This window comes from Streptomyces sp. NBC_01520, assembly GCF_045040375.1.
Taxonomy (GTDB): Bacteria; Actinomycetota; Actinomycetes; order Streptomycetales; family Streptomycetaceae; genus Streptomyces.
Genome location: NZ_CP109404.1, coordinates 2,187,617 through 2,214,513 on the forward strand (window position 1 = coordinate 2,187,617; position 26,897 = coordinate 2,214,513).

The following is a 26,897-nucleotide window of genomic DNA, read 5'->3' on the forward strand; positions in this document are numbered from 1 at the left end:
GCCGCCCTCACTGCTTGTCGAACTTGTGCGGGGACTGCTGCGACTGCGGTGCCGCGTCCTGCGCACCGCCCTCGATGGCCTGCTGCTGCGCGGAGGAACCGCCGGCCAGCTCGGCCTTCATCCGCTGCAGCTCCAGCTCTACATCCGTACCACCGGAGATCCGGTCCAGCTCGGCGGCGATGTCGTCCTTCGCCGTCCCGGTCGGGTCGTCCAGGGCGCCGGAGGCCAGCAGCTCGTCGATGGCTCCCGCCCGCGCCTGGAGCTGCTGGGTCTTGTCCTCGGCCCGCTGGATCGCGAGGCCGACATCGCCCATCTCCTCGGAGATGCCCGAGAAGGCCTCACCGATCCGGGTCTGCGCCTGGGCCGCCGTGTAGGTGGCCTTGATGGTCTCCTTCTTCGTGCGGAAGGCGTCCACCTTGGCCTGAAGCCGCTGGGCGGCGAGAGTGAGCTTCTCCTCCTCACCCTGCAGCGTCCGGTGCTGCGTCTCCAGGTCCGTGACCTGCTGCTGGAGGGCGGCACGCCGGGACAGCGCCTCGCGGGCCAGGTCCTCGCGGCCGAGCGCGAGTGCCTTGCGGCCCTGGTCCTCCAGCTTGGACGACTGTCCCTGCAGCTGGTTCAGCTGCAGCTCCAGCCTCTTGCGCGAGGTCGCCACATCGGCGACGCCGCGGCGTACCTTCTGAAGCAGCTCCAGCTGCTTCTGGTACGAGTAATCGAGGGTCTCGCGCGGATCCTCGGCCCGGTCAAGGGCCTTGTTTGCCTTCGCGCGGAAGATCATTCCCATACGCTTCATGACACCGCTCATGGGCTTCGCGCGCCCCCTTCTGACGGACTGAGCTCCAGCACTCCAACAGAACCCACAGTACGGGCCCTGTCTCCATTACCGCACTGTTCGGGTACGGATGCGCTCCTACCCAAGGACGACTGCGACCGGTGACCACTCCCGCCCAGGGAGTAGACGAGCATCGGGGAAGTGGTGCCGGAGTCCGTTCTGCCCCTGTCAGGACAGTTATCAGGACGCAGTCCGTTGCCGGATCGTTCCCGCCCGGTCCCGTGTCGCCCTCGCCGACCCCGTACCCTTGGGTTTTGTGTTCCGTAGCCGTTCCAAGGAAGAGAAGGCCCCCACCGGCAAGGTGACGGCGGACCTCTCCAAGCAGCCCCGCGACCCTGAGGCTCCCAAGGGTCGCCCCACCCCCAAGCGCAGCGAGGCCCAGACGCAGCGCAGGCGTGCCTCCAGTGGCACGCCGACCGATCGCAAGGAGGCGGTGAAGCGCCAGCGCGAAGCGCGCCGCGCCGATCTGGCCAGGCAGCGTGAGGCACTCGCGTCGGGCGACGAGCGTTATCTGCCGGTCCGTGACAAGGGGCCCGTGCGGCGCTTCGTCCGTGACTTCGTGGACTCGCGCTTCTGCATCGCGGAGTACTTCCTCCCGCTCGCCGTGATCATCCTGATCCTCAGCGTCATCCAGATCCAGAACATCCAGAACATCTCGCTGCTGCTCTGGCTCGGCGTGATCGTGCTGATCGTGGTCGACTCCATCGGCCTCGCGTTCCGGCTCAAGAAGCAGCTCGCCGAGCGCTTCCCGGACACCCCCAAGCGCGGCGCGGTGGCCTACGGCCTGATGCGTACGCTCCAGATGCGCCGACTGCGACTTCCGAAGCCGCAGGTCAAGCGGGGAGAGCGGCCCTGAGTACGGAGACCTCCGGCTTCACAGGGGTCTCTGCCCAGTGGCTCGACGGGCTCGGCGGCCTGCGCAACACGGTCCGCCAGGAGCTCGTCGCCCGGCAGCTGGACGAGCAGATAGCCGCGCGCTTCCCGGTGGGGCGGCGGCTGCGGGTGCTCGACGTCGGTACGGGTCAGGGCACCCAGGCGCTGCGTCTGGCGCGGGCCGGGCACTCCGTGACGGGCCTGGAGTCCGACGGCGAGATGCTCAGGACCGCCCGGGAGGCGCTCGCGGGCGAACCCGAGGGCATCCGGGAGCGGATGCGGTTCATCGAGGGCGACGGCCGCGACACCGGTGTCCACTTCCTGCCCGGCAGCTTCGACGTCGTGCTGTGCCACGGCGTCCTGATGTACGTCCCCGAGCCTGATCCGATGCTGGCCGGCCTGGCCCGGATGCTGGCGCCCGGCGGGCTGCTGTCCCTGCTCGTGCGGAACGCGGACGCGCTGGCGATGCGGCCCGGGACCGCAGGCGACTTCGCCGGGGCCCTCAAGGCGTTCGACACGGACACGTACACGAACCGGCTCGGCCTCAAGGTGCGGGCGGACCGGCTCGACGCGCTGACGGCGACGCTCGCCGGGATCGCCGCGCCGCTGCACGCCTGGTACGGCGTACGGGTCTTCACGGACAACGTGGGCAACGAGGTGGAGCTGCCGGACGCCGAACAGCTGGCCCGTGTGCTGGACACGGAGGACCGGGCGGGGCGGACCGATCCGTACCGCAGGGTGGCCGCGCTGCTGCACCTGTGCGGGGTACGCGGTTAGGACCTGATCGCGGGCTCGCCTCGTACGTCTGATCGGCCCAACAGTGCGGGCCCCCGCCCGGGGACCCCGGTGATACTCCGGGCATGGACGCATCCCCCGCACCCGCTTCCTCCCGCCGCGTGATCCGCCGCCGTGTGCTGCCCCTGGCCGCCGGTGTCTGCGCGCTCGCCCTGGCCTGTGGCTGCGCCGGGCCGGACTCCGCACCGTCCGGCGCCCCCGCGCGCCAGGCCGTGCCCGCCCGTGCGGCGGGCGACCTGGAGGAGCAGTACCAGGACGTCATCAAGGACGTGCTGCCGTCCGTCGTGCAGATCGCCGCCGGGGACGCTCTCGGTTCCGGCATCGTCTACGACGACAAGGGCCACATCGTCACGAACGCCCATGTGGTGGGCAGCGAGAAGACCTTCGACGTCAGCGTCCCCACCGGCGAGAAGGTGCTCAAGGCGTCCCTGGTCTCCTCCTACCCGGAGCAGGACCTGGCGGTCATCAAGCTGAACGACATCCCCGGCGGGCTGAGGGCCGCGCGGTTCGACGACACCGACGAGGTCGAGGTGGGGCAGATCGTGCTGGCGATGGGCTCGCCGCTGGGCCTGTCCAGCAGCGTCACCCAGGGCATCGTCTCCGCCGTGGGCCGGACCGTGAGCGAGAGCGGCTCGGACGGCGGCACCGGAGCGACGCTGGCCGACATGGTGCAGACCTCGGCGGCGATCAACCCGGGGAACAGCGGCGGCGCCCTGGTGAACCTCGACAGCGAGGTGATCGGCATCCCGACCCTCGCGGCGACGGAGGGCGACAGCGCGGCGCCCGGGATCGGGTTCGCGATCCCGGTCTCGATGGTGCGGACGGTCGCCGAGCAGATCATCAAGTCGGGGAAGGTCACCGACTCGGGCCGGGCCGCGCTCAACATCACGGGCCGTACGGTCGTCGACGACAGCTATCAGCCTGCCGGGGTCGCGATCGTCAGCGTGGAGAAGGGCGGGGCCGGGGCGGACGCGGGGCTGCGTACCGGGGACGTCATCACCCGGATCGACGGCACTCCGGTCACGACGATCACCTCGCTCTCCGAGGCGCTGGCGAACGACAAGCCGGGCGACAAGGTCAAGGTGACCTACCTGCGCGGGGAGGTGGAGAGGTCGGCCGAGGTCACTCTCGGCGAGATGTGACGCGGGCCGCCACGGGTGGCGGCACCGGCTCGCCCCGGCGCGGGGCCGGACGGCAGGGGCCCGCCCGGTTGCCGGGCCGGGGCTCGGTGACGGGCGGGCCGGTGGGGCCTGTCGGGGCCTATTCGGCCTGGAGGCTCATCGGGCCGTAGATCTTCGTCGCGTCCTCGAACAGCGACACCTGGTCGGCACCGCCCTCCAGGAGCTCCTTCCAGAACTCACCGATCCAGGACTCCGCGTCACCCTGGGTCGTGAACTCCTCCGGCTGCAGGGCCGGCTCCGTCTCCGTACCGTCGGACTTCTCGAACCGCCACGTCCACGCCATGTCCGCCTCCTGGGTCACGTTGCTGCCCAAAGCCTAGTGCCTGGCCCGGGCGCGCAGGTGGTGCATGGACACGGGAGGATCAGCAGCGTGGAACTGACTCTGCTCGGCACCGGCGCCCCCGGCGGGCTGCCGCGCCCCGACTGCCCCTGCGCCGTCTGCGCGTCGGCCCGTGGTGCGCGGGCGCGCGCCGCGACCGCGCTGCTCGTCGACGACGCGCTGCTGCTCGACCTCACCCCGGGCGCGGTGTTCGCCGCCGCCCGTGCGGGCCATTCGCTCAGCGGCGTACGACAGGTGCTGCTGACCCATCCGCACGACGGTCCCGCCATGGAGCTGCCCCCTTCGCTGCCGCCCGCGGGGCGGGTCCCGGACGGGCAGGAGCTGACGCTGATCACCGGGCACCGGATCCGGGCGGTGGCGATGGACGCCCCGGGCACCGGCTACGAGGTGACGTCGCCGGAGGGCGAGCGGCTGCTCTACCTGCCGCCGGGGGCCGCCCCCGCCGGGCTGGCCGACCGGGTGGCGGAGCCGTACGACATGGTCGTCTGCGATGTGGTCGCGCGCCCCGACGCCGTGGCCAGGCTGCGGGCCGTGGAGGCGGTCGGGACGGCCACCGAGGTGATCGCCGTCCATCTGGACCATGACGCGCCGCCCGGTGAGGAGCTGGACCGCAGGCTCGCGGCGGGCGGGGCGCGCGCGGTGCCGGACGGGACGACACTGCCGGTGGGCCAGTACCACGCCGTGCCCGATGTGCCCCGGCGCACGCTGGTGACGGGTGGCGCCCGGTCGGGGAAGTCGCTGGAGGCCGAGCAGCGCCTGGAGACGTTCCCCGAGGTGGTGTACGTGGCGACCGGAGGCCGCCGCGAGGGCGACGCGGAATGGGCGGCCCGGGTCGGACTGCACCGGGAGCGCAGGCCCGCCGCGTGGCGCACCGAGGAGACGTGCGAGCTGGTGGGGCTGCTGGAGGCGGACGGTCCGCCGCTCCTGATCGACTGCCTCTCGCTGTGGCTGACGGACGCGATGGACCGGGTGGACGCCTGGGACGACGCCCGTTGGGCGGACGGCGGGCAGGACGCGCTGCGGGCGCGGGTCGCCGATCTGGTGCGCGCGGTGCGCGGGACGCGCCGTACCGTCGTCGCCGTGACCAACGAGACCGGCTCGGGGGTGGTCCCGGCGACGGCCGCGGGGCGGCGCTTCCGGGACGAACTGGGCCGTCTGAACGCCGCGTTCGCCACCGAGTGCGAGCATGTGCTGCTGGTGGTGGCGGGCCGGGCGCTGGTGCTGCGCGGCTGAGCCGCGGGCGGGTGCGCGGGCCGGGACCGCACAAGGGCGCCGGGTACTGTTCCGCACAGGAGCCCTGCGCCGGGTTCCCGCCCACCATGTGACGACCCGCGAGGCAGACCCCCGTGAATCTGGACGACTTCTCCGACCTGATCGAACGCCCCGACGGGGGTGTACGCCGTGATGCCGAGGAACGCCGGGAGCGGCTGATCGTCCCCTCCGGCGCCCTCGGACGGCTCGACGAGCTGGGCGAGTGGCTGTCGGCCGCTCAGCAGGCGGTGCCGGTCAAGCCGGTCGACCGGCCCCGTGTGGTGCTCTTCGCGGGTGACCACGGGGTGGCGGAGCTCGGGGTGTCCGGCCGGGCGGCCGGGACCGCGCACGAGCTGGTCCGGGCCGTGCTGGACGGGGCGAGCCCGGTGGCGGTGCTGTCCCGGCGCTTCTCCGTGCCCGTGCGGATCGTGGACGCGGGCCTGGACTGCGACCCGGAGCTGCTTCCCGACGCGGTCGTGCGGCACCGGGTGCGGCGCGGCAGCGGCCGTATCGACGTCGAGGACGCGCTGACGGCCGAGGAGGCCGAGCAGGCCGTACGTCTCGGGATGCGGATCGCCGACGAGGAGGCCGACTCCGGCACCGATCTGGTGGTGCTCGGTGATCTGAGCGTCGGCGGTACGACGGCGGCCTCGACCCTGATCGCGGCCCTGTGCGGCACGGACGCGTCGGTGGTGACCGGGCGCGGGGGTGCGGGCATCGACGACCTGGCGTGGATGCGCAAGTGCGCCGCGATCCGGGACGCGTTGCGCCGGGCCCGGCCTGTTCTCGGCGATCAGCTGGAGCTGCTGGCAGCGGTGGGCGGCGCTGATCTGGCGGCGATGACCGGCTTCCTGCTGCAGAGCGCGGTGCGCCGGATGCCCGTGGTGCTGGACGGCGTCGTCTCGGCGGCCTGTGCCCTGGTGGCCCAGCGGGCGGCCTTCCGGGCGCCGGACTGGTGGCTGGCCGGGCAGGTGAGCGGTGAGCCGGCGCAGACGAAGGCGCTGGACCGGATGGCGCTGACGCCACTGCTGGACCACGGGGTGACCGTGGGCGAGGGCAGCGGCGCGCTGCTCGCGCTGCCGCTCGTCCAGGCCGCCGCGGCGCTGGCCGCGGAGCTGCCCGAGCGGGCGGAGGAGTCCGAGGAGGAATCCGCGGACGGGACCTCCGTGGAGCCGGAGAGCGCGGACCCCGCGGAGAACGTGGGGAACGTGGGGAGCGCGGAGAGCACCACCGCCTGATCTCAGGTCCCGGGGCCGCCGGGCGGCCCCGGGAGCGGTGTCCGGTCCGGGGCTCCGCCGATCAGGTCCTGGAACCTGCGGCGCGGCCCCGCCCAGCGCACGTCGTGGTGATAGGCCCTCAGCGCCGCTCTGGCGCGGGCCCGGTGCCGGTTGCGGTAGAAGCGCCTGGCCCACGGCGAGACCGGCCTGGCCAGCCGGATCGCGGCGATCAGCGCGATGAACGGGACGAGGGTGCCGATCACCGCCATGCGGACCTTGCCCTTGAACAGGGCGATCAGTACGAAGCCGAAGTTGACGAGGTAGGTCAGCACGACGCCCAGCCTGTTCTGCTGCTGCTCGCCGGTCAGTTCGTCCACACCCAGGGGTGAGAAGCCGGCGAGCACGAGCACGACGAGCGAGGCGGTGAGGACGACGGCCTCCACGCTCTGCCGGCCCTCCTCGCTCCAGTACACGTCGTCGAGGTGCAGGATCAGCGCGAACTCGTCGAGGACCAGGCCGGCTCCCACACCGAAGACGGCGGCGCAGATCCCGGCGGCGACGCCGTGCTGTCCGCAGGCCACCGCGCCGAAGCCGCCGACCACCGAGAGCACGACGCCCGGCACCACGTGGTGGACGTGCACCCCGCCGGGCGAGATGTTGCGGAACGGCCCCTTCCCGGCCCTGATCATCCGGGTGATGACACGGGTGACGGCGAACGTCAGCACGAAGGCGCTCAGGGCGAGCAGCAGCGGGAGCTTGCCCGGTTCGACGATGTTCTGGTGAAGCCAGTGACCCATGCCACCTACTCCCGACAGTCCGGCTTTGCGGTCTTTTGCGTGTTCTGCACAATCTAGCGCCGGGCCGTACCGGCTAGCCTGCGCGCGGTGACCTCCCTGAACAGCCACGGCATACGTTTCGCCTTCGGCACCCTGACCGTGCTCCCCGTCCGCGTCTCCCGCTGGGACCGTGGAGCCGCCCGTGCCGGCATGCTCTGCGCCCCGCTCGCCGGGCTGGTGGTGGGGCTGCTCGCGGCCGGGTCCGGGGTGCTGCTGCTGCTCGCCGGGTCAGGGGCCCTGCCGGCCGCGGTCGCCTCCGCCGCGCTCCCCGCCGTGCTGACCCGGGGCCTGCATCTGGACGGCCTGGCGGACACCGCCGACGGACTCGGCAGCGCCCGGCCGGCCGAGGACGCCCTGCGGATCATGAAGCAGTCCGACATTGGGCCGTTCGGTGTGATCACCCTGCTGTTCGTCCTGCTGGCCCAGGTCGCGGCCCTGTCCGAGCTGTACGGGCGGGGCTGGGCGTACGGGGCGCTGGGGACGGTCACGGCCGCCGTCGTCGCCCGGCTCGCGCTCACGCTGGCCGCGCGCCGAGGCGTCCCGCCGGCCCGGCCGGAGGGCCTCGGCGCGGCGGTGGCGGGCACCGTCGCGCTCCGTACCGCCACGGCCGTCGCCTGCGTGGTCCTCGCGGGCTGCGCGGGGGCCGGTGCGCTGCTCGGCGGTCACGGGGCCGTGCACCACGCCCTCGCGGCCCTGGCCGGCCTGGGGGCGGCGCACCTGATGCTGCGCCACTGCGTGCGGCGCTTCGGCGGGGTGACCGGCGACGTGTTCGGGGCGCTGGAGGAGACGGCCGCCACGGTGACGCTGGTGGCGCTGGTCCTCGGCTGAGACGCGACCCCTCGGCCGGGGGCGTCCGCGGCCGAGGGACCGTCAGCAGGTGCGGCGCCAGACCCCGAGTTCGTACTTCTTGAGCAGCGAGCTCAGCCGCAGCTTCCGGGACTGTGCGCAGAAGTCCGCCACCGGCACCTCGTACTCGGCGTGGAAGACGGCCTTGCCCGCCTCGATGAACGGGGTGAGGGTCTCGCACTCGTCGTACTGCGCGCACTGTTCGTTGACCGCGAAGTCGAAGTCGTCCACCAGTTCCGGGATCTGCGGCAGGTCGTTCTTCAGGCCGACGGCCATCCCGTGGTCGTGGGCGATGCGGGCGATCAGCCGGTTGTAGCGCAGCTGGTCCCCCGCGGTCAGGGGGAAGCCCGTGGTGTTGAGGTAGCCGTCCATGTTGTCCGGCTCGACGGCGTCGAAGCCCTTCTTCGCGCACATGGCGATCCGGGCCTCCATCAGCGGTTCCAGGACGTCGGTGCGGCGGATGTCGAGCCACCACTCACCCTCCCAGCCGTTGCTCTTCCCGCGTACGGAGGCGGGGAACTTCGCCGCGTCGGGCCGGAAGTCCTCCCAGGCGCCGGTGGAGAGGTAGCAGATGACCTTGCGGCCCTCACGGTGCAGCGCGGCCACCGTGCTCGCGTCCTGGTCGAACCCGTCGATGTCGTAGACCGGCACGTCGACGCCCGTGTCCACCCGGCCGGAGAGCTGCCACTGCCATTCCACGCCCGGTTCCGGCTGCCAGCGCTGCGCGGCCTTCGGCTCCGCGGGGGTCTTCGGTTCCGCGGGGGTCCTGGTCTCCGCACCGGGGGCGCAGCCGGCCAGCAGCACCAGCACGGCGCAGGGCACCGGCCACCGCGTCCTCGCGCTCCGCATGTCGTCCCCCACTCGTCCCGCCCAGGTCAACGACCCTATCCCCGAGGTCCGTTCCCTCCGCACGGGGCCGGTCGGAACGGGGGCGTACGGCTGGACGGCCCCGCCCCTGTGAGCGGGGAGCGAAGGCGCGCGTAGGCTCATAACCGGCACATTGCGGCGGCGTCTACGATGCGCCGGGCACGGTCGGCCCACCCCCTCGACCGACACAGAACTCAACGGAAGCGAGATTTCACCACCGTGACTGCTCTCACTCTCAGCACTGCCGGTGCGGCGACGCTGCGCGCCGACGCACTCGTCGTCGGCGTCGCCAAGGGCGCCGGGTCCAAGTCCGGGGACTTGGTCGTCGCACCGGGCGCCGAGGCCGTGGACAAGGCGTTCGACGGAAAGCTCGCCACCGTCCTGGAGACCCTGGGCGCCTCTGGTGCCGAGGGCGAGGTGACCAAGCTCCCCGCGCCGTCCGGACTCAAGGTCCCGGTCGTCCTCGCGGTCGGGCTCGGCCCGGTCCCGAAGAAGGGCGGCACGTACGACGCCGAGGCACTGCGCCGGGCCGCGGGCAGCGCCGCCCGCGCGCTCGCCGGCTCGAAGAAGGCCGGATTCGCCCTGCCGACGGAGTCCGCCGAGGACGCCGAGGCCATCGCGGAGGGCGCCCTGCTGGGCGCGTACGCCTTCACCGCCTACCAGGGCGGCGAGAACAAGGTCGCCCCCAAGGGTGCCAAGCCCGGCGGCCCGAAGCTGCCGCTCGCCGAGGTCGCCCTGCTCGGCACCAAGGCGCGCGACAAGGCGTTCAAGGCCGCCGCCGAGCGCGCCCTCGCGGTCACCGAGGAGATCAACCGGGCCCGCGACCTGATCAACACCCCGCCCAACGACCTGTACCCCGAGTCCTTCGCCGCCGTGGTCACCGCCGCCGGCAAGGAGCACGGCATCAAGGTGCAGGTCCTCGACGAGAAGGCGCTCGTCAAGGGCGGCTTCGGCGGTCTGCTGGGCGTCGGCCAGGGTTCGGCGCACGGCCCGCGCCTCGTCCGGCTCGCCTACACGCACCCCAAGGCGGAGAAGACCCTCGCCCTCGTCGGCAAGGGCATCACCTACGACTCGGGCGGCATCTCGCTCAAGCCGGCCGGCCACAACGAGACGATGAAGTGCGACATGAGCGGCGCCGCCGCCGTGTTCGCGGCTGTCGTCGCGGCGTCCCGTCTCGGCCTGCGGGTCAACGTCACCGGCTGGCTGGCCCTCGCCGAGAACATGCCGTCGGGCAACGCCACCCGCCCGGGTGACGTGCTGCGCATGTACAGCGGCAGGACCGTCGAGGTCCTCAACACCGACGCCGAGGGCCGGCTCGTCCTCGGCGACGCGCTGACCCGCGCCTCCGAGGAGAACCCCGACGCGATCGTCGACGTGGCGACCCTGACGGGCGCGATGGTCGTCGCCCTCGGCAACCGCACCTTCGGCGTGATGGCCAACGACGACGCCTTCCGTACCGCCATCCACGAGATCGCCGAGGAGGTCGGCGAGGCGTCCTGGCCGATGCCGCTCCCCGCCGACCTGCGCAAGGGCATGGACTCCCCGACCGCCGACATCGCCAACATCGGCGAGCGGATGGGCGGCGGCCTGGTGGCCGGCCTCTTCCTCCAGGAGTTCGTGGGCGAGGGCATCGCCTGGGCCCACCTGGACATCGCCGGGCCCGCCTTCCACGAGGGAGCGCCGTACGGCTACACGCCCAAGGGCGGCACCGGATCCGCGGTCCGCACCCTGGTCAAGCTGGCGGAGCGCACGGCCGCCGGCGACCTGGGCTGAGTCCGGGCACCACGTACGCGTGCGGCTTTCGCGCGTGATGTCCGCGTGTGACGTTCGCGCGCAGCGGATACGGCCCCGGGCATACGTCCGGGGCCGTACGTGTTCCACCCAGTGGCTCTGACCGGCTGCTTTTCCGAAACTTTGTACGCATCGGCAACCGTCCGGGCCGGACACCCGTCCGACCCGGAGCGGGGCCCCGCGTCCCGCCCGCCCTCAACAAGTGCGAAGATGGGTTCTCGGCAGGACAGGGCCCCCACCACAGGGCCGAATAACGCAAGCGGCCGAACACCAGCCGACCGGCCGGTCACACCCCAGCGACGGGGCCCGGCGTACGGCGCACATGCATGGAGGACGTGACGTGGCGAACGACGCCAGCACCGTTTTCGACCTAGTGATCCTCGGCGGTGGTAGCGGCGGTTACGCCGCGGCACTGCGCGGAGCGCAGCTGGGCCTGGACGTCGCACTGATCGAGAAGGGCAAGGTCGGCGGCACCTGCCTGCACAACGGCTGCATTCCCACGAAGGCGCTGCTGCACGCCGGCGAGATCGCCGACCAGGCCCGCGAGGCCGGTCAGTTCGGCGTGAAGGCCACCTTCGAGGGCATCGACATCGAGGCCGTCCACGCCTACAAGGACGAGGTGATCTCGGGCCTGTACAAGGGTCTGCAGGGACTCATCGCCTCGCGCAAGGTGCACTACATCGAGGGTGAGGGCCGGCTCTCGTCGCCCACCTCGGTGGATGTCGGCGGCCAGCGCATCCAGGGCCGCCACGTGGTGCTCGCGACCGGCTCCGTGCCGAAGTCGCTGCCCGGCCTGGAGATCGACGGCAACCGCATCATCTCCTCGGACCACGCGCTGAAGCTGGACCGCGTGCCGAAGTCCGCGATCGTCCTGGGCGGCGGCGTCATCGGCGTCGAGTTCGCCTCGGCGTGGAAGTCCTTCGGGACCGACATCACGATCGTCGAGGGCCTGAAGCACCTGGTCCCGGTCGAGGACGAGAACAGCTCGAAGCTCCTTGAGCGCGCGTTCCGCAAGCGCGGCATCAAGTTCAACCTCGGCACCTTCTTCGACAAGGCCGAGTACACCGAGGACGGTGTGCGGGTCACCCTCGCCGACGGCAAGACCTTCGAGGCGGAGGTGCTGCTGGTCGCGATCGGCCGCGGCCCGGTCTCGCAGGGCCTGGGCTACGAGGAGGCCGGCGTCGCGATGGACCGCGGCTACGTCCTCGTCGACGAGTACATGCAGACCAACGTCCCGACGATCTCGGCCGTGGGCGACCTCGCCCCGACCCTCCAGCTCGCCCACGTCGGCTTCGCCGAGGGCATCCTGGTGGCGGAGCGGCTGGCCGGCCTCAAGACCGTGCCGATCGACTACGACGGCGTGCCGAAGGTGACGTACTGCCACCCCGAGGTCGCCTCCGTCGGTATCACCGAGGCCAAGGCCAAGGAGATCTACGGTGCGGACAAGGTCGTCGCCCTCAAGTACAACCTCGCGGGCAACGGCAAGAGCAAGATCCTGAAGACCGCCGGCGAGATCAAGCTCGTCCAGGTCAAGGACGGTGCCGTGGTCGGCGTCCACATGGTCGGTGACCGTATGGGCGAGCAGGTCGGCGAAGCCCAGCTGATCTACAACTGGGAGGCGCTGCCGGCCGAGGTCGCGCAGCTCATCCACGCCCACCCGACGCAGAACGAGGCGATGGGCGAGGCCCACCTGGCCCTGGCCGGCAAGCCTCTTCACTCCCACGACTGATTCCGGTCCCGGGCGCGACGACCGACCACTTCCGCACTTTCGTAAGGAGCAACTGAAACCATGTCGGTTTCCGTAACCCTTCCGGCGCTCGGCGAGAGCGTCACCGAGGGCACCGTCACCCGCTGGCTGAAGGCCGAGGGCGAGCACGTCGAGGCCGACGAGCCGCTGCTCGAGGTCTCGACCGACAAGGTCGACACCGAGATCCCCGCCCCCGCCTCGGGCATCCTCGCGTCCATCAAGGTCGCCGAGGACGAGACCGTCGAGGTCGGCGCCGAGCTGGCCGTCATCGACGACGGCACGGGCGCGCCCGCCGCGGCTCCGGCCGCCGAGCCCGCTGCCGCGCCGGCGCCTGCCGCCGAGGCCCCGGCGCCCGTCGCCGAGACCCCTGCCGCCGCCGCTCCTGCCGAGGCTCCCGCGGCCCCGGCCGGTGGCGCCGCCGGTACCGATGTCACACTCCCGGCGCTCGGTGAGAGCGTCACCGAGGGCACCGTCACCCGCTGGCTGAAGGAGGTCGGCGAGGAGGTCACGGAGGACGAGCCCCTGCTCGAGGTCTCCACGGACAAGGTCGACACCGAGATCCCCGCCCCGGTCTCCGGCGTGCTGCTGGAGATCGTGGTCGCCGAGGACGAGACCGCCGAGGTCGGCGCCAAGCTCGCCGTCATCGGTGCTCCGGGCGCCGCTCCGGCTCCGGCCGCTCCGGCTCCGGCCGCTCCGGCTCCGGCCGCTGCTGCTCCGGCACCGGCTGCCCCGGCTCCCGCGCCGGTGGCACCCGCCGCCCCGGTCGCGGCTCCGGCCGCCCCCGCGCCGGTGGCCGCCGCCCCGGCACCCGTCGCCCCGGCACCGGCCGCTCCGGCCGCGCCTTCCGGTGACGACGGCGCGTACGTCACGCCGCTGGTCCGCAAGCTCGCCGCCGAGAACGGCGTCGACCTGGGCGCGGTCAAGGGCACCGGCGTCGGTGGCCGTATCCGCAAGCAGGACGTCGTCGCCGCCGCGGAGGCCGCCAGGGCCGCCGCTGCCGCTCCGGCTCCGGCCGCCGCTGCCCCGGCAGCCAAGGCCGCGCCGAAGCTGGAGGCGTCCCCGCTGCGCGGTCAGACGGTCAAGATGACCCGCATGCGCAAGGTCATCGGCGACAACATGATGAAGGCGCTGCACTCGCAGGCCCAGCTGACCTCGGTCCTCGAGGTCGACATCACCAAGCTGATGAAGCTGCGCAACCAGGCGAAGGAGTCCTTCGCCGCCCGTGAGGGCGTCAAGCTGTCCCCGATGCCGTTCTTCGTGAAGGCGGCGGCCCAGGCGCTGAAGGCCCACCCGGTCGTCAACGCCCGGATCAACGAGGACGAAGGCACCATCACGTACTTCGACTCGGAGAACATCGGCATCGCCGTGGACGCCGAGAAGGGCCTGATGACCCCGGTCATCAAGGGTGCGGGCGACCTGAACATCGCCGGTATCGCGAAGAAGACGGCCGAGCTGGCCGGCAAGGCCCGCGGTGGTGGCCTCACCCCGGACGACATGTCGGGTGCGACCTTCACCATCAGCAACACCGGTTCGCGCGGTGCGCTGTTCGACACCGTCATCGTGCCGCCGAACCAGGCGGCCATCCTGGGCATCGGTGCCACCGTCAAGCGTCCGGCGGTCATCGAGACCGCCGAGGGCACCGTCATCGGTGTCCGCGACATGACGTACCTCTCGCTCTCCTACGACCACCGTCTGGTGGACGGCGCGGACGCCGCCCGCTACCTGACGACGGTCAAGGCGATCCTCGAGGCCGGCGAGTTCGAGGTCGAGCTCGGGCTCTGAGCCCCGCGGTTGTAACCAGCCTCACCAGCGGCGCCCCCGTCCGGAACACTCCCGGGCGGGGGCGCCGCCGTATTGTCTAGACACCACCGGTCGTCCCCTGGCGGCTGCGTCGGTGCAGGCAGCACCGGTTTGCCCCGAAGGAGCCCGTCATGACCCCGCCCGTCGTCCACTCGCTGCGCGAGCAGATCCGCGAGCACATCGTGGACGGGATCGTCAGCGGGCGCTGGAAGCCGGGCGAGCGGATCGTCGAGCGGCGCATCGCGACCGAGCTGGAGGTCAGCCAGACGCCGGTGCGTGAGGCGCTGCGCGAGCTGGAGACCCTGCGGCTGATCGAGTCGGCGCCCAACAAGGGCGTACGGGTACGGAATCTGACGGCGGCCGATCTGGAGGAGAGCTACCCCGTACGGGCCGGGCTGGAGCAGATCGCCGCGGAGCTGGCGGCCCCGGCACTGGGCGAGGACTGCTCGGCGCTGACCCCGCACGTGGCGGCCCTGTACGAGGCGGACCGGCTGGCCGACGGCGAGGCACAGGTGCGGCACACCGTGGCCTTCCACCGGGAGATGGTGCGGGCGGCGGGGAACGCCGTGCTGCTGCACACCTGGGAGGGGCTGGGCATCGAGGTCTTCACGGCCCTGTCCATCCGCTGGCTGGGCACGGTGCAGAAGTCGTACGCGGAGGAGCACGAGGCGCTGATCAAGGCGTTCCTGCGGCGGGACCCGCAGATCGCCGTGCTGGTGAAGGAGCACGTCCTGGGGTGCGCGCCCCGGGCGTGACTCCGGGGCGCGGCCCCGGGCACGTCCCTCGGCCATAAGCCCGGCGAAGGCGCGAGCCAGCGCGGGAGGGCGTGCGCCGGAGCGGCGGCGGGAGTGCGGGTGACGGCGTGCGCCTCGCGGAGGTACGCACCCATCTGCGGTACCAGGCGCTCGACTGTGCAGCTCAGAGCCCGTTTCACCCCAATAGTCCCGTCACTCCGTGCCCCACTTCGAGGCACCCCATGCCACTTTCTTCATATCGAGAAGTTTTGCCTTTCATCCTTTGATCGATCATCGATCGGCGCCTTACAGTTCACTCGCGGGCCCACCGGCCCGATCGCCCTGTCCTGCCAGCCAGGGCCTTCTCCACCCCCTCCCACTCCGGAAGGCGGCGATCATGACCGACCCCGTAGCAAAGCTTCCGAGCGAGCTCGACCAGCTCCCGGACCGCGACCCCGAGGAGACCGCCGAATGGGCGGCCTCCCTGGACGCCGTCACCAAGGCCGCGGGCCCGCACCGCGCCGCTTATCTGATGCGGCGTTCGCTCCAGCACGCCGAGGGCGCCGGTATCGCGCTGCCCAAGCTGCTGGAGACCGATTACGTCAACACCATCCCCACCTCCGCGGAGCCCGCCTTCGACGGCGACCTGGAGATGGAATCGAAGATCACCGCGTGGAACCGCTGGAACGCGGCCGCGATGGTCACCCGTGGTGCCCGCTTCGGCGTCGGCGGCCACATCGCCACCTTCGCCTCGGCCGCCTGGCTGTACGAGACCGGCTTCAACCACTTCTTCCGCGGCAAGGAGGGGGACGGTTCCGGCGACCAGCTCTACATCCAGGGCCATGCCTCCCCCGGTATCTACGCCCGTGCCTTCCTCGACGGCCGCCTCGGCGAGCAGCAGCTCGACAACTTCCGCCAGGAGTCGGGCGGTGCGGGCCTGCCGTCCTACCCGCACCCGCGGCGGCTGCCCTGGCTGTGGGAGTTCCCCACCGTCTCGATGGGCCTCGGCCCTCTCTCCGCGATCTACCAGGCGCGCTTCAACCGCTACCTGGAGAACCGCAGGATCAAGGACACGTCGAACTCGCACGTCTGGGCCTTCCTGGGCGACGGCGAGATGGACGAGCCCGAGTCGACCGCAGCCCTCGCCCTCGCGGCCCGTGAGCAGCTCGACAACCTGACCTTCGTCATCAACTGCAACCTGCAGCGCCTCGACGGCCCGGTCCGCGCGAACTTCCGCGTGGTCCAGGAGCTGGAGGGCGCGTTCCGCGGAGCCGGCTGGAACGTCATCAAGACGCTCTGGGGCAACGCCTGGGACGAGCTGTTCCAGCTGGACACCACGGGCGCGCTGATCCGCCGCCTCCGCGAGGTGCCGGACGCGCAGTTCCAGACGTACGCGACCCGAGACGTGGCGTACATCCGCGAGCACTTCTTCGGCGCCGAGCCCGCGCTCGCCGAGCTGGCGAAACTGCTGAGCGACGCCAAGATCGCCGAGTGTTTCTACAGCTCCCGCGGCGGCCACGAGGCCCGCAAGGTGTACGCGGCCTACCGCGCCGCGGTGGAGCACAAGGGCGCGCCGACCGTGATCCTGGCCCAGACGGTCAAGGGCTACACGCTCGGCAAGGGCTTCGAGTCCAAGAACGCCAACCACCAGATGAAGAAACTGTCGATCGACGAGTTCAAGAGCATGCGCGAGCTGCTCGGCCTCCCGATCCCGGACAGCGCCTTCGCGGACGGCCTGGTCCCCTACGGCCACCCGGGCGCCGACTCCCCCGAGGTCCGCTACCTCCAGGAGCGCCGTGCCGCCCTCGGCGGTCCGGCCCCCGCCCGCCGGGTGCACGCCGCGGCCCTGCCGCAGCCGGAGGATCGCGCCTTCAAGGCCCTGTACAAGGGGTCCGGCAAGCAGGAGATGGCCACCACCATGGCGTTCGTCCGCCTGGTGAAGGACCTGATGCGGGACAAGGAGACCGGCAGGCGCTGGGTCCCGATCGTCCCGGACGAGGCCCGTACCTTCGGTATGGAGTCGCTGTTCCCGTCGGCCGGCATCTACTCGCCGCTGGGCCAGACGTACGAGCCGGTCGACCGTGACCAGCTGATGTACTACAAGGAGGCCAAGGACGGCCAGATCCTCAACGAGGGGATCACCGAGGCCGGTGCCATGGCCGACTTCATCGCCGCCTCCACGTCGTACGCGACGCACGGCGAGACGATGATCCCGTTCTACATCTTCTACTCGATGTTCGGCTGGCAGCGGACCGGCGACCAGATGTGGCAGCTCGCCGACCAGCTCGGCAAGGGCTTCATCGTCGGTGCCACGGCGGGCCGTACGACGCTGACGGGCGAGGGTCTGCAGCACGCGGACGGCCACTCGCACCTGATCGCGTCCACGAACCCGGCGTCGCTGAACTACGACCCGGCGTTCGCGTACGAGATCGCGGTGATCGTCAAGGACGGTCTGCGCAGGATGTACGGCCCCGAGGCCGAGAACGTCTTCTACTACCTGACGGTCTACAACGAGCCGAAGCAGCAGCCCGCGATGCCGGAAGGCGTCGAGGAGGGCATCGTCAAGGGCCTGTACCGCTTCAAGGAGGGCACGCCCGCCACGGCGGACGCGCCGCGTCTGCAGCTCCTGGGCTCCGGTACGGCGATCCACTGGGCGCTCAGGGCCCAGGAACTCCTGGCCGCCGACTGGGGGGTCACGGCCGATGTCTGGTCCGCGACCTCGTGGGGCGAGCTGCGCCGTGACGCGCTGGAGGCCGACGAGGCGCTGCTCCGCGGCGAGGAGAAGGTGCCGTACGTGACGCAGGCGCTCTCCGGCGCGCCGGGCCCGGTCCTCGCGGTCAGCGACTGGATGCGCGCGGTGCCGGACCAGATCAGCCAGTGGGTGGAGCAGGACTGGTCCTCGCTGGGCACGGACGGCTTCGGCCTCTCCGACACCCGCGAGGCCGCCCGCCGGCACTTCGGGGTCGACCCGGAGTCGGTCGTGGTCGCCTCCCTGGCCCAGTTGGCCCGCCGCGGCGAGATCCCGGCCTCGAAGGTCAAGGAGGCCCGGGAGAAGTACGGGCTGTAGTCGGACCGGCGGGGCGGGTGCCGGGCAGGTCCGGCACCTGCCCCGCCGTCGTCGGCACCCTCACAATGGCTCCATGCGTGCTGCCCGGCTCATCAAGATGGTGCTGCTCCTGCAGTCCCGCCCCGCCATGACCGCCGCCGAGCTGGCGAAGGAGCTGGAGGTGTCGGAGCGCACCGTGACCAGGGACGCCCAGGCGCTCTCCGAGGCGGGGGTGCCCGTGTACGCGGACCGGGGCCGGGCCGGCGGGTACCGGCTCGTCGGGGGTTACCGGACCCGGCTGACCGGGCTGGCCCGCCACGAGGCCGAGGCGCTCTTCCTGTCCGGGCTGCCCTCCGCGCTGCGCGAGATGGGGCTGGACGACGCGGCGTCGGCGGCCCGGCTGAAGGTCTCGGCGGCCCTGCTGCCCTCGCTGCGGGACGCCTCCAGGACCGCCGCCCAGCGCTTCCACCTGGACGCCCCGGGCTGGTTCCACGAGCCGGCCACCCCCGAGCTGCTGCCGGCCGTCGCGGAGGCCGTCTGGGACGACCGGCCGGTCCTGGTCCGCTACCTCCGCGGCGGTACGCGGGAGGTCGAGCGGGAGCTGTCCCCGTACGGGCTCGTGCTGAAGGCCGGCGTCTGGTACCTGTGCGCCCGGGCCGGGGAGGACTTCCGGGTGTACCGGATCGACCGGTTCACCGCGGTCACCGTGTCGGAGGCCCGCTTCACCCGGGACGAGGACTTCGATCTGCCCGGCTTCTGGGAGGAGCGGGCGGCCCAGTTCGCCCGGTCGATCCTGCGTACCGAGGTGACCGTACGGCTGTCCGGGGCCGGTGTGCGGCGGCTGCCGTACGCCGTGGACCGGGCCGCCGCCGAGGAGGCGCTGGCGGTGGCCGCCGGGCCCGACGGGGACGGCCTGCGCACGGTCGTCCTGGCGGTCGAGTCCGAGGAGGTCGCGTACGGCCAGCTGCTCGCCCTCGGACCGGAGTTGGAGGTCCTCGCGCCCGCCACCCTGCGCGAACGTTTCATCGATGCCGCCGAACGCCTGCGCGACCTGTATCGCTGAAGGCTTCAATTCGGTGTCTCCGCGTGCATCGCCTGCCGCCAGGGCAGATGCTGGACCCGTGATGGACGAGACGGAGTTCTGGGAGATCATCGACAGCACCCGCGAGGCCGCCGAGGGCGACCCCGAGGACCACGCCGACCTGCTCGTCGAACGGCTGGTGCGGCTCGACCCCGACTCCGTGCTGGATTTCGCCAGGCACTTCGAGGCCCGCTACAACCGCGCCTACCGCTGGGACCTGTGGGGCGCGGCCGCCGTGCTGCTCGGCGGGGCGAGCGACGACGCGTTCGACTTCTTCCGGTGCTGGCTGATCGCGCAGGGCCGGGAGGTCTTCGAGGGCGCGATGCACGATCCGGACAGCCTCGCCGAGCTGCTGGAGGACTTCGACGACGAGCTCGACGGGGACGGCGAGGAGCTCGGATACGCGGCGGACGAGGCGTACGAGCAGCTCACCGGCGTGGTGGCTCCCGACCTCGGGCTGCCGTCCCAGGCCGCGGAACCGGAGGGCACGCCCTTCGCCTTCGAGGACGACGCGGCGCTGGCGGAACGGTTCCCCGCGCTCTGGGACCGCTTCGGGGCGGCCTGAGCGGCCGGTTCGGGCCCCCGGTCCCGGCGTCTCAGGGCGCCAGCGCACGGCCCATCAGGACGTCGTCGACGTACCGTCCGTGCAGGAAGAACTCGCCGGGCAGCACCCCTTCGACGGCGAAGCCCTCCGACGCGTAGAGCGCCCGCGCGGGGGCGTTGTGCCCGAGCACCCGCAGGGTGAGCCGCCCGGCTCCCTGCCGCCGTGCCTCGGTGTACGAGGCGCGCAGCAGCGCCCGCGCGATGCCGCTGCCCCGCGCCCACTCGGCCACGGCGAGGCCCTGTATCTGGCGTACGTGGGCGTTGCAGGCGAGCGGGGTCGGCCTGGCCAGCCGGAGGTATCCGGCGATGCGCTCCTCCCCCGCACCGGTGACGGCCTCGGCCACCAGGAAGTCCTCGGGCCGGTGCCGCTCGTCGAAGAAGGGCTCGTACGGGGGCTGCGGCCTCGGCTGCACCGCGTGCAGCGTCGACCAGGTGGCGCGGTCGAGCTCCCCGAGCGCGCTCGCGTCCGCCTGCGCGGCGGTTCGGACGGGCAGGAGCGAGAGGATCTGCGGCTCGGACATGCGTGCCACTGTGCCACGCCGTGTTCCACGTGCCGCGGGGCCCATGGGGCAGGATGGGCCCATGCCGCACTCCCGTATCGCCGTCACCGGATCGACCGGACTCATCGGAGCGGCGCTCGTGCGCTCGCTGCGCGCCGACGGGCACGAGGTGGTGCGCCTGGTGCGCCGCCCTGCCGCCACGGGCGACGAGGTGGAGTGGGACCCGAAGCGGCAGTACGTCGACGTGGCGGGGCTGGTCGGCTGCGACGCCGTCGTCCACCTCGCCGGTGCCGGGGTCGGGGACCACCGGTGGACCGAGGCGTACAAGCGGGAGATCCGGGACAGCCGGGTGCTGGGCACGGCGGCGATCGCCGAGGCGGTGGCCTCCCTGGACACCCCGCCGAGGGTGCTGCTGTCCGGATCCGCCATCGGCTACTACGGCGACACCGGGGACCGCGCGGTCGACGAGAGCGCGCCGCCCGGCGAGGGCTTCCTGCCGTCCGTGTGCGTGGAGTGGGAGGAGGCCACGGCCCCCGCCGAGGAGGCTGGCATCCGCACGGTGCACACCCGTACCGGCCTGGTCGTCGCCCGGCGGGGCGGTGCCTGGGGTCGCCTGTTCCCGCTGTTCAGGGCGGGGCTCGGCGGGCGGCTCGGGAACGGCCGGCAGTACTGGAGCTTCATCGCCCTGCACGACCACATCGCGGCCATGCGGCACCTCCTGGACACGGAGTCCCTGTCCGGTCCGGTGAATCTGACCGGCCCCTCCCCCGTCACCAACGGCCAGGTGACAGCCGCGATGGGCCGGGTGCTGCGCCGCCCGACCCTGTTCACCGCCCCGGCGCCCGCACTGCGGATCGCGCTCGGGGACTTCGCCGAGGACGTCCTGGGCAGCCAGCGGGTGCTCCCCGGCCAACTTCTCGACTCGGGCTTCTCGTTCGCCTTCCCCGGGATCGACGAGGCCATCCGCGCCGCACTGCGCTGAGCCCGGCCGCCCTCCGGGGCCGCGGTGCCGCTTCGCGGCGCAGGTCAGCCGTCCCGTCCCGGCCCCCTGGGGCCCTCCTGCCGCCGTTCCGTTCGCCGTCCCCGGGACGGTCCCACCGGGTGTCGTGCGACCCCGTGCACCGATGCCCGGGGTCCGCGCGACTGTGCCTGCATCGGCCATCCACCTACCCTCGACCCGAACTCCGGCATTCCGGGGGCCTGTTGGGGGCAAGAGCTCCCCACCAGTCGAGCCGACGCGGGGAGGGGCACGTGCTCACGGCAGACACGGCACAGCACGCGGACGTGGTCATCATCGGGGCCGGGACAGCCGGCCTTTCAGCGGCCCATCAGCTGATCAGCGCAGGAGTGAGCGTCACCGTCCTGGAGGCCGCCGCGCAGGTCGGCGGCAGGATGGCCACCCATCAGACGGACGGGTTCCGGCTCGACCATCTGGGCCCCTTGCTCAGCTCCGCGTACCCGGAGCTCCGCACGACCCCCGGTCTCGAAGGGCTGGTGCTGCGGGACTTCGCCCCGGGGGTACTGGTGCACAGCGAGGGCCGCCGGTTCCGCGCCGGGGACGTACGGAGCGCGAGGGGCGCGCTCCGGTCCGTGCGCTCCCGGTCGAGCGCCCCCCGGGCGCTCCTGGGCGGGACGATCGAACAGGCCAGGCTGGGCGCGTGGCTGGCCCGCCTCGCCACCACTCCGACGGCCCGGATCATGGCCCGGCCCGACCGGCCGGCGCTCTCGGCCCTGTCGGCACGCGGGATCCCGCCGCGCACGGTCAGCACCTTCCTGCGCCCGCTGCTCTCCGCCCTGTTGAGCGATCCGGACCTCACGACGTCGAGCCGCTGCGCCGACCTCGCACTGCGCAGTTACGCGCGCGGCCGGCTCTGCGTACCTGCCGGGGGTTCCTCGACGCTGCCCGAGCTGCTGGCGGCGGCGCTGCCGCCCGGCACCGTACGGACCGGGGTGCACGTCACGGCCGCCGGCATCACCTCTGTGCGCACCAAGGAACACGGCGAACTGGGCTGCCGTTCCCTGCTGCTGGCCACCGGTGCGGGGGCCGCCGCCGAGCTGCTGCCCGGGCTGCGGACGCCGGTGTTCCACCCGGTGACGGTGCTGCACCACACGGCCCCGGTGGCCCCGTCGACCGGTGCGAGCCTGTTGCTGGACGCGGACCGGTCGGGTCCGGTGGCGCACACCGTCGTGATGAGCGAGGTCGACCCCTCGCGGGCGCCGCACGGCCGGACGCTGGTCACCTCCACGGTGCTCGGCCCCCCGCCGCCGGACCTCGACCGCACGGTCCGCGCCCATCTCGCCACGCTGTACGGCATGCCCACCCACGACTGGGAGCTGCTGGCGGCCCGTCACGACCCGGAGGCCGTGCCCGCGATGCCGCCCCCGCACGATCTGCGCCGGCCGGTCCGGGTGCTCGCCGGCCTGTACGTGTGCGGCGACCACCGGGACACGAGCACGGTCCAGGGCGCCCTGCACTCCGGGCGGCGCGCGGCCTCGGCGATCCTCACGGACCTGGGGGTGCGGAGAGAGCCCGGGGGCGGGACGGCGCTGCCCGCCGCCGCGTAGCGCCCGGGCCGGCCGCCGGTCAGCCCAGCGCGGCGACCCGGTCGCGGTACCCGCGTACGGCGACCGCGTCCCGGTAGGGCTCCAGGCGGCGCTCGAAGTCCCGTACGTACTCCGTCGCGCGCACCGACCGCATCTCCGAAGCCTGCTGGGCCGCCTCGGCGCCCAGCAGGCAGGCCTGGTCCAGCTCACCGAGGCCGAGCCGGGCGGAGGCCAGCACCACCCGGCAGAACAGCCTGCTGCGGGCGTACGCCGGAGCGCGCAGCTGGAGGGACCGCTCGGCGTGCTGGGCGGACACCCGGTACTGCTGCAGATCGCGGTGGCAGTGACCGAATTCGTCGGCCAGCTGCGCCTCGTCGAAGTAGCGGGACCAGTGCGGCACGTCGTCGCCGGCCCGGGCGGCCTGCAGGGAACGTTCGGCCCGTACGAGGGCGGCGACGCAGGCCCTGGTCTCGCCGAGCACGCCGTGCCCGCGCGCCTCGACCGCGTGCAGCATCGCCATGACGACGGACGGCGCGGACGAGCCGATGCCCTGCTGGGCGACCCGGGCCAGCTGGACGGCTTCCCTGCCGTGCCCGAGGTAGACCGCCTGCCGGCTCATCGTGATCAGGACGAACGAGCCGTACGCCCGGTCCCCGGCGGCCTGTGCGAGCCGCAGCGCCTGGACGAAGTACCGCTGGGCGAGGCCGTGCGCCGCGATGTCGTACGAGGTCCAGCCCGCCAGCCGGGTCAGGTCGGCGACCGCCGAGAAGAGCCGCCGGCCGATCGTCTCTCCGTAGCTCCCGCGGAGCATGGGCTCGGCCTCGTGCTCCAGGTACCGCACGAGGGCCTGCCGGGCGTGGCCGCCGCCGTACGCGTTGTCCAGCGTGCGGAAGAGCTCACCGACCGATCGCAGGGCGGCCACGTCGCCGCTGCCGACCCGCTGGCCGGGGCCCCGGTCGGTCTGCCGCTGGCGCGGGACGCCCGGGGGCGGTGCCGCGGGGCCGGGCGGACGGGAGGAACCGGGGCCGCGGGTGCCGGGCCGGCCACCGTGGACGCCCGACCCGTGCGCGGCCGTCCCGTGCGCTCCGGCTCCATGGGCGCCCGCACCGTGTGCACCGGCTCCGTGTGTGCCGCCTCCGTGTGCCCCGGCTCCGTGGGTGCCCGCTCCTGGCGCGCCCGCGGGGCCGTGGGGCTTGCCGGAGTCATTGGCGGTGTGCGGCCCGTTCGCCGTCCGCAGGCCGTTGGCCTCGGCCGGGGTCCGCGGGGCCGGCAGGCCGGGCGCTCCGGTCACCGGCGCGGGTTCGCCGCGGCCGACCCACTCGTCGGCGCGCCCGATCAGCCAGTCCCGGCTGGGAACGACCAGTCCGGCCGGGGTGAACGCGATCTTCCGCAGCTCCGCGTGGCTGCCCGAGTCCTTCCGCCACAGCCCGCTGACGATGTCGACGGCCTCGGTGGGTGTGGCCGCGAACTCCAGACCCGCGTAGACGGGCGCGCACGCGTCCAGGCCCAGGTCCTGCGCCGAGAGCCGCCGCCCCAGCCGCCGGGTGAAGACCTCGGCGATCAGGGCGGGGGTGGTGCCCCGCGGCTGCTGACCGCGCAGCCAGCGGGTCACCGAGGTCTTGTCGTACCGCAGGTCGAGGCCGTGTTCGAGGCCCAGCTGATCCACCCTGCGGGCCAGGCCCGCATGGGAGAATCCGGCTTCCGCGATGAGCGCAGCGAGCCGCCGGTTGGGGGTGCGCTGCGGAGGTCGTTCCGACATCAGCTCTAGGGTCTCCTGCCTTCGGGGCCCGGCGGGCAGCCCTTATGGAACGGCGCGAATTTAGCTGGCCCGGCTGCCGCATCGACGACGTTCGCTCCACATTCATCCGATCGTGTGAGGATTGTGGACATCGCTGACAGGGGAGTGCCGGTCTCGACCTGCCGGACGCCGGCGCACGGAGCGGTCGTACAGTGGCCGAGGGCGCACATCAGTGCATGGTGACGTGGCTCCGGGGACACCCCCCGGCCTCCCGCCACCGCGAGTAGGGAGGCACCCGAAGTGAGTGAGCTGCGGTTCGTCCGTCTGGGATTCGGCGAGGAAGCGGTCGACTACCAGGAGGCCTGGCAGAAGCAGCGCGAGGTGCACGCCGCCCGGTTCGAGGACACGGTCCCCGACACCTGCCTGCTCCTCGAGCACCCGCCCGTCTACACGGCGGGGCGCCGCACGACCGACAGCGAGCGCCCGCTGGACGGCACCCCGGTCGTCGACGTCGACCGCGGCGGGAAGATCACCTGGCACGGTCCGGGCCAGCTCGTCGGCTACCCCATCCAGAAGCTGCCGCGTCCGGTCGACGTCGTCGCCCATGTGCGCCGGCTGGAGGACGCCCTGATCCGCACGGCCGCCGACTTCGGCGTGGAGACCTCCCGGGTCGAGGGCCGCAGCGGTGTCTGGGTCCTCGGCGACCCGGTCGAGGACCGGCCCTCGCTCGGCGGGCTGTCGCTGGACTTCGATCCCCGGCTGCACGACGAGGAGTTCGACCCCCGGATGAACGGCCCCGAGTACGCGCCGTCCAACGCCGGCCAGCGCCGCGAGGACCGCAAGCTGGCCGCGATCGGCATCCGGGTCGCCAAGGGTGTGACCATGCACGGCTTCGCGCTGAACGTGAACCCGGACAACACCTGGTTCGACAGGATCGTGCCGTGCGGCATCCGGGACGCGGGCGTCACCTCGCTCGCGTACGAGCTGGGCCGCGACCTCACGATCGCGGAGGTGCTCCCGGTCGCCGAGAGGCACCTCAGGGACGTCCTGGAGAACGCGGAGCTCGCGCCCCGCGCCGTGGCGGCCCCCGCGACCGCGGCGACCGCCTGAGAACCGCACGGGAATAGGCCCTGTCGGCCACAGGTTGGGCAGACGTAAGACCGTTCTAACCACGGGCGTACCCTGGTGTTCGCCGAAGAATCCAATGCAGCGAAAGCAAAGGGGAGTGCCGGAGTGTCCGCTGTCGCACCCGACGGGCGCAAGATGCTGCGCCTCGAGGTCCGGAACAGCCAGACCCCCATCGAGCGCAAGCCCGAGTGGATCAAGACCCGGGCGAAGATGGGCCCCGAGTACACGAAGATGCAGAAACTCGTGAAGAGCGAGGGTCTGCACACCGTGTGCCAGGAGGCCGGCTGCCCGAACATCTACGAATGCTGGGAGGACCGCGAGGCCACCTTCCTCATCGGCGGTGACCAGTGCACCCGGCGCTGCGACTTCTGCCAGATCGACACGGGCAAGCCCGCGGCCCTCGACCGCGACGAGCCCCGCCGCGTGGGCGAGTCCGTCGTCACGATGGACCTCAACTACGCCACGATCACCGGCGTCGCACGCGACGACCTGGAGGACGGCGGCGCCTGGCTGTACGCGGAGACGGTGCGCCAGATCCACGCGCAGACCGCGGAGCGGGCGACCGGCGCCACCAAGGTGGAGCTGCTGATCCCCGACTTCAACGCGGTCCCGGAGCAGCTCGCCGAGGTCTTCTCCTCGCGCCCCGAGGTGCTCGCGCACAACGTCGAGACGGTCCCGCGGATCTTCAAGCGGATCCGCCCCGGGTTCCGTTACGAGCGCTCCCTGGAAGTCATCACCCGGGCCCGTGAGGCCGGTCTGGTGACCAAGTCCAACCTGATCCTCGGCATGGGCGAGACCCGCGAGGAAGTCAGCGAGGCGCTCCAGGACCTGTACGACGCGGGTTGCGAGCTCATCACGATCACGCAGTACCTGCGGCCCACCCCGCGGCACCACCCGGTCGAGCGCTGGGTGAAGCCGCACGAGTTCGTGGAACTGAAGGACGAGGCCGACGCGATCGGTTACTCCGGCGTCATGTCGGGGCCGCTGGTGCGTTCCTCGTACCGCGCCGGCCGCCTCTTCCAGCAGGCGATGGACCGCCGGGGCGCGGCGGTCGCGGGAGCAACGGCAGCCTCCGCCGTGTGAATCCGAGCACAAGAAGCTACTGAGCGGTAATCGCTGCGACGACGCGGCCCTACGCTCCCCGCAGGTC

General features: G+C 72.4%; 23 protein-coding genes. 17 read left to right on the forward strand and 6 right to left on the reverse strand.

The genetic code is table 11. The features are described 5' to 3' along the window. Positions 1-7: 7 nt before the first annotated feature. Positions 8-790 (reverse strand): PspA/IM30 family protein, encoded by a 783-nt coding sequence (locus OG524_RS09940; RefSeq protein WP_405391303.1) that lies wholly within the window; start codon positions 788-790, stop codon positions 8-10. A 295-nt stretch (positions 791-1,085) separates the two neighbouring features. On the opposite strand from OG524_RS09940, the gene OG524_RS09945 reads away from it, so the two are divergent. The 3 genes from OG524_RS09945 to OG524_RS09955 all read left to right on the forward strand — a co-directional run bounded on the left by OG524_RS09945 (position 1,086) and on the right by OG524_RS09955 (position 3,639). Continuing rightward, positions 1,086-1,685, forward strand: a complete 600-nt coding sequence (locus tag OG524_RS09945) for a DUF3043 domain-containing protein (protein ID WP_405391302.1) — start codon at positions 1,086-1,088, stop codon at positions 1,683-1,685. Positions 1,686-1,744: 59 nt separating this feature from the next. Then, positions 1,745-2,479, forward strand: coding sequence for a class I SAM-dependent methyltransferase (locus OG524_RS09950; protein ID WP_405393251.1), 735 nt, complete (start codon positions 1,745-1,747; stop codon positions 2,477-2,479). 83 nt (positions 2,480-2,562) lie between these two features. Further along, entirely contained in the window at positions 2,563-3,639 is a 1,077-nt protein-coding gene (locus OG524_RS09955; RefSeq protein ID WP_405391301.1) for a S1C family serine protease, read from the forward strand. 118 nt (positions 3,640-3,757) lie between these two features. On the opposite strand, the gene OG524_RS09960 is transcribed toward OG524_RS09955, so the two are convergent. Continuing rightward, positions 3,758-3,961, reverse strand: a complete 204-nt coding sequence (locus OG524_RS09960; protein WP_385508366.1) for a hypothetical protein — start codon at positions 3,959-3,961, stop codon at positions 3,758-3,760. An 87-nt stretch (positions 3,962-4,048) separates the two neighbouring features. Between OG524_RS09960 and OG524_RS09965 the strand changes: the two genes are divergently transcribed. Together OG524_RS09965 and cobT are read left to right on the forward strand one after the other, a co-directional pair. Next, a complete protein-coding gene (locus OG524_RS09965; protein WP_405391300.1) occupies positions 4,049-5,251 on the forward strand; it encodes a bifunctional adenosylcobinamide kinase/adenosylcobinamide-phosphate guanylyltransferase in 1,203 nt (400 codons plus the stop codon). A gap of 113 nt (positions 5,252-5,364) precedes the next feature. After that, on the forward strand, positions 5,365-6,507 hold the full coding sequence (gene cobT / locus OG524_RS09970) for a nicotinate-nucleotide--dimethylbenzimidazole phosphoribosyltransferase (protein WP_405391299.1): 1,143 nt from the start codon (positions 5,365-5,367) through the stop codon (positions 6,505-6,507). A gap of 2 nt (positions 6,508-6,509) precedes the next feature. Here cobT and OG524_RS09975 read toward each other — a convergent pair whose 3' ends face one another. Beyond that, a complete protein-coding gene (locus OG524_RS09975) occupies positions 6,510-7,283 on the reverse strand; it encodes a hypothetical protein (protein WP_405391298.1) in 774 nt (257 codons plus the stop codon). An 87-nt stretch (positions 7,284-7,370) separates the two neighbouring features. Here OG524_RS09975 and OG524_RS09980 point away from each other — a divergent pair, with 87 nt between their 5' ends. Continuing rightward, complete coding sequence (locus tag OG524_RS09980) at positions 7,371-8,150, forward strand: adenosylcobinamide-GDP ribazoletransferase (RefSeq protein ID WP_405809880.1); 780 nt, start codon at positions 7,371-7,373, stop codon at positions 8,148-8,150. Between the two features lie 42 nt (positions 8,151-8,192). On the opposite strand, the gene OG524_RS09985 is transcribed toward OG524_RS09980, so the two are convergent. Then, complete coding sequence (locus OG524_RS09985; protein ID WP_405391296.1) at positions 8,193-9,017, reverse strand: endo alpha-1,4 polygalactosaminidase; 825 nt, start codon at positions 9,015-9,017, stop codon at positions 8,193-8,195. 237 nt (positions 9,018-9,254) lie between these two features. Here OG524_RS09985 and OG524_RS09990 point away from each other — a divergent pair, with 237 nt between their 5' ends. The 7 genes from OG524_RS09990 (at position 9,255) to OG524_RS10020 (ending at position 19,799) form a co-directional block, all read left to right on the forward strand. Next, positions 9,255-10,808 (forward strand): leucyl aminopeptidase, encoded by a 1,554-nt coding sequence (locus OG524_RS09990; protein ID WP_405391295.1) that lies wholly within the window; start codon positions 9,255-9,257, stop codon positions 10,806-10,808. Positions 10,809-11,166: 358 nt separating this feature from the next. Beyond that, the gene (gene lpdA, locus OG524_RS09995) at positions 11,167-12,555 is read left to right on the forward strand and encodes a dihydrolipoyl dehydrogenase (RefSeq protein WP_405391294.1); all 1,389 of its coding nucleotides are present in this window, start codon (positions 11,167-11,169) and stop codon (positions 12,553-12,555) included. A 60-nt stretch (positions 12,556-12,615) separates the two neighbouring features. Continuing rightward, a complete protein-coding gene (sucB, locus tag OG524_RS10000) occupies positions 12,616-14,355 on the forward strand; it encodes a 2-oxoglutarate dehydrogenase, E2 component, dihydrolipoamide succinyltransferase (RefSeq protein WP_405809882.1) in 1,740 nt (579 codons plus the stop codon). Between the two features lie 149 nt (positions 14,356-14,504). Next, entirely contained in the window at positions 14,505-15,128 is a 624-nt protein-coding gene (locus OG524_RS10005) for a GntR family transcriptional regulator (protein ID WP_405809883.1), read from the forward strand. Between the two features lie 376 nt (positions 15,129-15,504). Continuing rightward, positions 15,505-18,174, forward strand: a complete 2,670-nt coding sequence (aceE, locus tag OG524_RS10010) for a pyruvate dehydrogenase (acetyl-transferring), homodimeric type (RefSeq protein ID WP_405809885.1) — start codon at positions 15,505-15,507, stop codon at positions 18,172-18,174. A gap of 73 nt (positions 18,175-18,247) precedes the next feature. Then, the gene (locus OG524_RS10015) at positions 18,248-19,216 is read left to right on the forward strand and encodes a helix-turn-helix transcriptional regulator (RefSeq protein WP_405391290.1); all 969 of its coding nucleotides are present in this window, start codon (positions 18,248-18,250) and stop codon (positions 19,214-19,216) included. Positions 19,217-19,277: 61 nt separating this feature from the next. Then, positions 19,278-19,799 (forward strand): DUF4240 domain-containing protein, encoded by a 522-nt coding sequence (locus OG524_RS10020; protein ID WP_405393250.1) that lies wholly within the window; start codon positions 19,278-19,280, stop codon positions 19,797-19,799. 31 nt (positions 19,800-19,830) lie between these two features. Here OG524_RS10020 and OG524_RS10025 read toward each other — a convergent pair whose 3' ends face one another. Beyond that, a complete protein-coding gene (locus tag OG524_RS10025; RefSeq protein ID WP_405391289.1) occupies positions 19,831-20,358 on the reverse strand; it encodes a GNAT family N-acetyltransferase in 528 nt (175 codons plus the stop codon). A 61-nt stretch (positions 20,359-20,419) separates the two neighbouring features. Between OG524_RS10025 and OG524_RS10030 the strand changes: the two genes are divergently transcribed. Both OG524_RS10030 and OG524_RS10035 read left to right on the forward strand, forming a co-directional pair. Further along, positions 20,420-21,319 (forward strand): TIGR01777 family oxidoreductase, encoded by a 900-nt coding sequence (locus OG524_RS10030; protein WP_405391288.1) that lies wholly within the window; start codon positions 20,420-20,422, stop codon positions 21,317-21,319. A 269-nt stretch (positions 21,320-21,588) separates the two neighbouring features. Further along, positions 21,589-22,902 carry an NAD(P)/FAD-dependent oxidoreductase gene (locus OG524_RS10035; protein WP_405391287.1) on the forward strand — a complete coding sequence of 438 codons (1,314 nt, stop codon included), beginning with the start codon at positions 21,589-21,591 and terminating at the stop codon, positions 22,900-22,902. 19 nt (positions 22,903-22,921) lie between these two features. Here OG524_RS10035 and OG524_RS10040 read toward each other — a convergent pair whose 3' ends face one another. After that, positions 22,922-24,640: a regulator gene (locus OG524_RS10040; protein ID WP_405809888.1), complete on the reverse strand. Its 1,719-nt coding sequence runs from the start codon at positions 24,638-24,640 to the stop codon at positions 22,922-22,924. Between the two features lie 279 nt (positions 24,641-24,919). On the opposite strand from OG524_RS10040, the gene lipB reads away from it, so the two are divergent. After that, entirely contained in the window at positions 24,920-25,729 is an 810-nt protein-coding gene (gene lipB, locus OG524_RS10045; protein WP_405391285.1) for a lipoyl(octanoyl) transferase LipB, read from the forward strand. Between the two features lie 123 nt (positions 25,730-25,852). Then, on the forward strand, positions 25,853-26,830 hold the full coding sequence (gene lipA / locus OG524_RS10050; RefSeq protein WP_405391284.1) for a lipoyl synthase: 978 nt from the start codon (positions 25,853-25,855) through the stop codon (positions 26,828-26,830). Positions 26,831-26,897: the final 67 nt, after the last annotated feature.